This window comes from Pectobacterium hainanensis (assembly GCF_046237015.1).
Lineage (GTDB): Bacteria > Pseudomonadota > Gammaproteobacteria > Enterobacterales > Enterobacteriaceae > JBJYIN01.
Window position 1 is genome coordinate 282,841 of record NZ_JBJYIN010000003.1, and the last position, 7,414, is coordinate 290,254.

5 protein-coding genes, 1 tRNA gene and 3 pseudogenes are annotated in these 7,414 nt (G+C 43.1%); 5 read left to right on the plus strand and 4 right to left on the minus strand.

Annotated features, from left to right (window positions below):
- The first annotated feature begins 84 nt into the window (after nucleotides 1–84).
- A complete protein-coding gene (locus ACKPVM_RS04890) occupies nucleotides 85–1,395 on the plus strand; it encodes a dicarboxylate/amino acid:cation symporter (protein WP_409307371.1) in 1,311 nt (436 codons plus the stop codon).
- Nucleotides 1,396–1,586: 191 nt separating this feature from the next.
- On the opposite strand, the gene hypT is transcribed toward ACKPVM_RS04890, so the two are convergent.
- Nucleotides 1,587–2,480 (minus strand): hypochlorite stress DNA-binding transcriptional regulator HypT, encoded by an 894-nt coding sequence (gene hypT / locus ACKPVM_RS04895; protein WP_409307372.1) that lies wholly within the window; start codon nucleotides 2,478–2,480, stop codon nucleotides 1,587–1,589.
- A 163-nt stretch (nucleotides 2,481–2,643) separates the two neighbouring features.
- Here hypT and cuyB point away from each other — a divergent pair, with 163 nt between their 5' ends.
- The gene (cuyB, locus tag ACKPVM_RS04900) at nucleotides 2,644–3,360 is read left to right on the plus strand and encodes a cysteate racemase (protein WP_409307373.1); all 717 of its coding nucleotides are present in this window, start codon (nucleotides 2,644–2,646) and stop codon (nucleotides 3,358–3,360) included.
- 81 nt (nucleotides 3,361–3,441) lie between these two features.
- Here cuyB and nlpA read toward each other — a convergent pair whose 3' ends face one another.
- Nucleotides 3,442–4,254, minus strand: a complete 813-nt coding sequence (gene nlpA / locus ACKPVM_RS04905) for a lipoprotein NlpA (RefSeq protein ID WP_409307408.1) — start codon at nucleotides 4,252–4,254, stop codon at nucleotides 3,442–3,444.
- Between the two features lie 532 nt (nucleotides 4,255–4,786).
- On the opposite strand from nlpA, the gene ACKPVM_RS04910 reads away from it, so the two are divergent.
- Both ACKPVM_RS04910 and ACKPVM_RS04915 read left to right on the plus strand, forming a co-directional pair.
- Nucleotides 4,787–4,862 (plus strand) — tRNA-Asn (locus ACKPVM_RS04910).
- A 161-nt stretch (nucleotides 4,863–5,023) separates the two neighbouring features.
- Nucleotides 5,024–5,231, plus strand: a pseudogene (locus ACKPVM_RS04915) (Arm DNA-binding domain-containing protein); the annotation flags it as partial.
- A 386-nt stretch (nucleotides 5,232–5,617) separates the two neighbouring features.
- Here ACKPVM_RS04915 and tyrS read toward each other — a convergent pair.
- A complete protein-coding gene (gene tyrS, locus ACKPVM_RS04920) occupies nucleotides 5,618–6,820 on the minus strand; it encodes a tyrosine--tRNA ligase (RefSeq protein ID WP_409307375.1) in 1,203 nt (400 codons plus the stop codon).
- A gap of 50 nt (nucleotides 6,821–6,870) precedes the next feature.
- Nucleotides 6,871–7,104: pseudogene (locus ACKPVM_RS04925) on the minus strand (IS3 family transposase); the annotation flags it as partial.
- A gap of 71 nt (nucleotides 7,105–7,175) precedes the next feature.
- Between ACKPVM_RS04925 and ACKPVM_RS04930 the strand changes: the two are divergent.
- A pseudogene (locus ACKPVM_RS04930) lies at nucleotides 7,176–7,325 on the plus strand (transposase); the annotation flags it as partial.
- Nucleotides 7,326–7,414 lie beyond the last annotated feature (89 nt).

Genomic DNA, 7,414 nt, shown 5'->3' on the forward strand with positions numbered 1-7,414 from the left:
TGGTGTGCTCGATTAATCAACACCACCCCGTCTCGCTGCAATAATATTGTGTTGTCAGAGTGAATTCATCAACATGAGGTTTATATGCAAAGGCAGAAGTTAGTGATACAGATAGCGGTTGCTATCATATTAGGGATATTCATTGGATGGGCATGTCATCAATATCTGGATGCAGGGCGTGCAAAAGAAATTGCGTCTTATTTCAATATGGTTACAGACATATTCCTTCGTCTTATCAAGATGATCATTGCCCCACTGGTGTTTGCAACACTGGTTTCCGGTTTGGCGAGCATGGGAAAATCCTCCGCCGTCGGGCGCATCGGTATGAAGGCCATGATCTGGTTCGTTACTGCATCATTCCTTTCTCTGCTTATCGGTATGGCATTCGCCAACTTCTTCCAGCCTGGTGCAGGCATGAATCTGGAAGTTCCTGCCGCAGCGACGCATGTTGCCACCGGTCTGAACACCGATGGTTTTACGCTTAAGAACTTCATTAGTCACATCTTCCCGAAAAGTATCGTGGAAGCGATGGCCAACAACGAAATTCTACAAATTCTGGTTTTCTCTTTATTCTTTGGCTCTGCCCTTGCCTACGTTAAACACCAAAACAAGCATGCAACCATCATTATTTCGATGATTGAAGAGTTAGCTAAAGTTATGTTCCGCGTGACGGACTATGTGATGGCGCTGGCTCCTATTGCCGTATTTGCAGCCATTGCCTCTGCGATTACCACTCAGGGTCTGGGGCTGATTTACGACTTCGGTAAACTTATCGGTGAATTCTATCTTGGTTTAGCGCTGCTGTGGGCGGTTCTGTTTGCCGTTGGCTATGCTTTTCTTGGCAAAGCAATCGTTACACTGGCAAAACTGATTCGCGAACCCACCATGCTCGCCTTCGCAACCGCAAGCAGCGAATCCGCCTATCCGAAAACCATGGAAGCGCTGACAAAATTTGGTGTACCAAAGAAAATCACCAGCTTCGTATTGCCATTAGGCTATTCTTTCAACCTTGATGGTTCCATGATGTATCAATCCTTTGCGATTCTGTTTATCGCTCAGGCATACAACATCGACCTAAGCCTGACGCAACAAATTCTCATCCTGTTAACACTGATGATTACCAGTAAAGGTATGGCTGGTGTGGCACGCGCTTCCGTGGTTGTCGTGGCGGCCACGTTACCGATGTTCAGCCTGCCAGAAGCCGGGATTTTACTGATCATTGGTATCGACCAGTTCCTGGATATGGGGCGTACTGCAACCAACGTAATCGGTAACAGCATATCTACCGCCGTTGTAGCAAGTTTAGAAACTGACGTCCATGATGACGAGGAAGAAGCTGAAGCTCAGACGGCTGACGTGGCCTACGAACAAACTCAAACGCCCCTGAACTCCTGATGATAAAACGGCTATGCCCAAAATAATTCAAGTTTCAGGAAGGCGGCAAGCGAAGGAATCCCGATGAGCTTACTTGAGTAAGTGATTCGGGTGACTGAACGTAGCCAACGCACACGCAACTTGAAGTATGACGAGTATATCTGGCAGCGATATCGCTGCCAGTGGCTATTATAGCTATTTTATAGCTATCCTCATGATTCATGCGGCAGTGCTTTCATATAACGCCAAAATTTTTCTGATGCCATGTTCAACCTGGCGTCAAGACGATAAAGATATACCCCCATATTCATCACGGCATTCTCCATATCAAGGATAACCAACTCGCGGTTATCCAATTCCTCCCTGATGGAATAATCAGGTAGCCACGCAATACCGTAGCCACTCTTGGCCATCCGCTTTAACAGGTCACTCATCGACGAAACAAAGTGTACCGTAAATCTGTCACTGTCCACAGAAGAGAGGTATCGGCTCACCTGTCGTCCCATGTAACTGGTATCGGTATAATTTAGTAACGGAACGGAAGTGGCGTGAATGTCGAATAATGGTTCTCCGTTATTATTACTGGCGCAGACAGGATAAAGTCGGGATTCCAGTATTTTTTCATGCATAAAAGGTTCGGACATCAGTTCTTCGTTATAAAACGAAAAAATAAAATCACTTCGCCCTTCTTTAAGATTTAATACGGCTTCATCGACATCGATAGACTCAACATAGAATATTTTTTCCTGAGATTCAGGTACAGATTTCAATAACCCCGGCATCAGGAAGACAGATAATGAATGGGCAGCAGCAATGGTAATTTTATTTTTATAGTGACTTCCACCGTGCAATTTATTGAGCTGATACTCCAGATCGTCCAGTGTATTACGAATATGGGCATGAAAGACTCTCCCCTGCTCGGTGAGTTGCAATGGAGAAGAACTACGATCAAAAATATCAAAACCGATGGCCGTTTCTAATGCGCGAATACGGCGACTAAATGAAGATTGTGAGATATTTCTTTTCTCGGCTGCCGTAGTAAAACTACGGTATTCCTCCAGAGCGATAAAATCGTAGAGCCATTTCGTCTCAATATTATTCAGCATGATACTTCACCACATTATTCTATCGGCTACGTTAACCCAAGAAAAGCATGAAGATACCATTTACTATGCAAAACATACATAGCAGATGGGAATTTAGCAATTCACAAACGTCTGCAATATGCGAATATTCCAATATATTTCAAAACACTACAAGGCAGATAGCATGAATAGTCTTATAGGTATTCTTGGTGGCATGGGGCCAGGAGCAACCGTTGATGCAATGCAAAAGCTGATTAAAAACACACCGGCACTTCGAGATCAGGATCATATCCCGATGATTGCCGTATCCATCCCTGATATTCCAGACAGGACAAAATGCATTCTTGATCACGGTATTTCCCCTTTGGGAAAAATGATTCAATATATGAAGATATTGGAAAACGCTGGTGCCGAATGCATTATTATTCCGTGCAATACAGCACACTATTGGTTTAATGACCTCAAACAACATACCCAAGTAGAAATGATCAGCATTATTGATACAACCTGCCAGGTGATTAAAGACAAAGCGCTATCGAAAGTTGGGTTATTGGCAACAACAGCAACGATTAAGGCACGTATTTATCAGGATAATCTTGCAGGTAATAGCATCGATTGCCAAATTCCAACAGAGCAAGAACAACATCACGTCATGGAAAGTATTTATGCCTATAAAGCTGGCGACGTTATTGCTGCACATAACATGCTGGCACCAATAAAAGATCGATTACTGCAAAGTGGGGTAGAAAAAATCATTCTTGGATGCACTGAATTACCTCTTATTCTTGAAAATGAAAGTAAAACCACACCAGAACAGTATGTTGATGCTACTGAAGAACTCATTAAAAAAACGGTTAAATGGTATTTTTCGCATTCTCATAGAGATGAGATTGCAGCCTAATCTACGATAATTAACGCAATAACCTGACGATCATGCTCGCATCAGATCGTCAGGTTTAGTTTGTTCCAGCACGATTAGCGGCTACCAACCTTTTACCGCGCCGCCATTGAAAATGGTTTCGGCAGCTTGAGCCACTTCGTCAGACTCATACGCCTTAATAAATTTGCTAACGTTTTCAGCATCCTTGTTATTTTCACGCGCCACGATGATATTCACATAAGGTGATTCTTTATCTTCGATAAAAATACCATCTTTGGTTGGCGTTAACCCCGTTTGCTGAATATAAGTAGTACTGATAATTGCTACCGTTACCTGAGCATCATCCAGCACACGCGGTAGTTGTGCACCTTCAATCTCCATAATACGCAAGTTGCGCGGATTAGACGTGATATCCAATGTGGTCGGCAATAATCCGGTATTCGATTTTAATTCAATTAACCCTTTTTGTGCCATCAGCAAGAGAGCCCGTCCTAAATTGGTCGGATCAACGGGAATTGCTATCGTATCACCGTCTTTCAACTCACTGATATTTTTTATCTTTTTTGAATATCCTGCCATCGGGAAAACAAAGGTATTGCCTACGGCTACTAATTTATAGCCATGCTCACGGTTTTGCTGCTCAAGAAAAGGACGATGCTGAAACACATTGGCATCCAAATCGCCTTTATCCGTCGCTTCGTTCGGTAAAAGAGAACCGCTAAAACCAACCAATTCGACATCCAAGCCGTACTTCTCCTTCGCGACTTTTTTGGCAATTTCAGCAACATCTTGTTCAGCACCATTAATCACGCCAACTTTAATATGGTTAGCCGGATTATCATTGCTATCGCACCCCGTTAATGCAACAACAGCCGATAACACCCCTGCAGCCAACGCAACATGTAATTTTTTCATCATTTAAACTTACCCAACATCATGAATATATTGATTTAAAGGTAGAAACAGTACTGCGCTCAAACATATTAAGTCAAATAACTCCGAGTTCTATAAATAGATGATTCATTACCAGACCGACGAGTTTATTTACTTTCGGTTAACCAACTCTATCTTTGCCGCCTCACATTGTGAGGAATCCCACCCGTGACGGGAAATTATTATTTCCAGTCATTTTTCGTTAACGGAGCAACACCATGATTAATATGTTTTTAACCAATAGTCACATGCACAATGATGTATCGAGTTTACGCGCCCATTGAGATAGACCATCTCACGACAATGCAATAACTGCCACATCAAGGTTCAATAGCTCTCATCATATAAAAAGTGCTAGTGAATACACCTTGGTAGTGATTAAACACAATAACATACTGATAATTGGAAAAAATATCGTCAAATTGCATATTCTCTCACCGAACGATTCAAAATTGTCGTTTCCGCCTTTGACATGCGCTGCACTCCTCGCTATCATGCGCCCCGTTCACACGATTCCTCTGTAGTTCAGTCGGTAGAACGGCGGACTGTTAATCCGTATGTCACTGGTTCGAGTCCAGTCAGAGGAGCCAAATTCTTGTTTTCATGCCGCTTTGCGAATCCTTATACGATGTAGATTCAATAGGTTAGCGTGAAAAGTCTTCCCGATGCATTTTCAGTTTTCCCTCCGCATCGGGAGAATTTGGTGGTCAGATTTGGGGTCTTTCCGGTTCGATAATGGAGTGACCCGCATATGTCTCTTAACGATTCAAAAATCCGCAACTTAAAACCATCCGCAAAACCCTTCAAAGTCTCCGATTCTCACGGTCTATACCTTTTAGTTAATCCAAGCGGTTCACGTCTCTGGTATCTCAAATATCGCATCAATAGAAAAGAATCCCGCCTCGGCTTAGTTAGGTGCCTATCCCGGAGTGTCTTTGGCCGATGCTCGTCAGCAACGTTTCGTGATTGTATGAAATCATCACATTGATCTTACTAACTTAATCGCAGACCAGTTGCCGTTTGAGACTCGCGTTTTCAGTAGTCAATTAATTTTCCCGTTCGGATGACGTGAGTTGCTGTTGCAACTTGGTTCACCAGTTATAAAACAGGGATGCATAGACACAGAGTTGACGGGGCAGCAGGAACGCCAATGCTTTCGGCAATATTCAGGGCTTCTTGCTGGTTGATACAGACTTTGTCATGTGAGTCATCTCTGGTAGAGAGTTTACTCACTTAGTCGAGTGTCCGCTAATAATGGGTAGGATCAGCCCGTTTAAGGAAACTTAAGCGGGCGTTTTGCTTTTTAGCATATGATCCAATAAATTCACACAAGAAATCTCAGTACCTATCTGACAATGAAACGGTGATGTTTACCCAACCATAAAAGCATACCCGGTTCTGGGTTAATCATTGCTAGTTCATCAGTCACTTTATGAGTATTAACCCTTACTGCTCCTGAGCGAATCAGCCTCCGCAATTCAGAACGGCTCATCTCAGTAAGAGCCTGACTACAGAAATCAATCAGCGTAAACGGTATAAGCTCGTCAAAGACAAGTGGAAGATGATCCTCTTCAGTAGGATTGTGTTGTTGAAATACCCGTTCAAAATGTTTGCCAGCAGCGCTAGCTGCTTCCGCATCATGGTAGAGACTAACTATCTGGTGTGCCAGATCCTTTTTAATAACAATGGGATTTTTTCCCCGTTCCATCTGCTCTCTGACCTCAATGATATATTCTGCTGAAGCGTTAGTGGCCAGACTGAGATAACTGATAATAAGATGATCCGGTAACGACATGATCTTTCCATACATATCCTCAGGACTGTCCGTTAAAGCGATATAATTCCCTTTCGATTTACTCATCTTATCTTTGCCGTCTAATCCCTCCAGTAGAGGCATAGTGATGACCGACTGCCCCCCATGTCCGAAGGATTCCTGTAGCATTCGCCCTACCATGTTATTAAAAAGTTGATCCGTACCACCAAGTTCAACATCCGCGTTGATCATCACGGAGTCATATCCTTGAAGGATCGGATACAAAAGCTCATGTAGATGGATAGGTGAGGAAGCAGCATACCGATTTTTGAAATCATCACGCTGCATCATTTGTGCTAACGTTACGCGGGAAATAAGCCCGATAATTTCAGAAAAGGCCATTTTTCTAAACCAGTCAGAGTTGCGTCGTACCTGTATACGCGAAGTATCTATAATTCGACCAAGCTGATCGAGATAGGTCTGACTATTAAGAGCGATTTGTTTTTCACTCAGTGGTGGGCGCATCTTGTTGCGACCTGTCGGATCGCCAATCGAGGCCGTAAAATCGCCAATGATAATAACGATATCGTGACCAGCATCCTGAAACTGCTTTAATTTACGCAATACAACCGCATGCCCGAGATGAAGATCAGGTGCGGTAGGGTCGAACCCAAGCTTAATGATAAGCTTGCGATTTTCTTTTTCAGCTAGCTCAAGCTTCTTTTCAAGCCCATCAGAGGGTTCCATGATGGCAATATTTGAAGCCAATACAGCAATATTATGATTAGTTTTCATTTATATTCTCAGTTAAGTTAAGAAACATTTAGTGAATCGCCACGGATAATCTAGACACTTCCTAGCCGTTGATAGTATTGGTTTTCATATTCAGCTGGTGATATCTGATCGCTCGATCCATGCCAACGCTTACTGTTATAAAACATTTCGATGTAATCAAAAATATCGCTTCGGGATTCTTCTCTCATTCCGTAGATCTTTTTCTTTATCCGTTCACGCTTCAGTAGCTGGAAAAAGCTTTCTGCAACTGCGTTATCGTGACAGTTACCACGACGACTCATACTGTAGTGGCACACTAAATTTGGCCACCTGAACAGAGGTGATATGCTCACCTCAGAACAACACAGGTGCATCAATGAAAAGAAGAAATTTTAGTCCTGAATTCAAACGCGAATCAGCTCAGTTAGTTGTCGACCAAAATTACACCGTCTCTGACGCTGCTAAGGCTATGGATGTTGGTCTTTCCACGATGACGAAATGGGTCAAACAACTGCGTGATGAGCGCTAGGGTAAAACACCAAAAACCTCCCCCATAACTCTAATGCCGATCAGTTAAGGATCGGTTGACCGATCCAGTGGCTGTGTAAAAATCCG

What these genes read in the sequence shown, in the direction of transcription:
- nlpA (WP_409307408.1), bottom strand. Translation starts at nt 4,254, where the DNA reads ATGAAAAAATTACATGTTGCGTTGGCTGCAGGGGTGTTATCGGCTGTT.
- cuyB (WP_409307373.1), top strand. Translation starts at nt 2,644, where the DNA reads ATGAATAGTCTTATAGGTATTCTTGGTGGCATGGGGCCAGGAGCAACC.
- ACKPVM_RS04890 (WP_409307371.1), top strand. Translation starts at nt 85, where the DNA reads ATGCAAAGGCAGAAGTTAGTGATACAGATAGCGGTTGCTATCATATTA.
- hypT (WP_409307372.1), bottom strand. Translation starts at nt 2,480, where the DNA reads ATGCTGAATAATATTGAGACGAAATGGCTCTACGATTTTATCGCTCTG.
- tyrS (WP_409307375.1), bottom strand. Translation starts at nt 6,820, where the DNA reads ATGAAAACTAATCATAATATTGCTGTATTGGCTTCAAATATTGCCATC.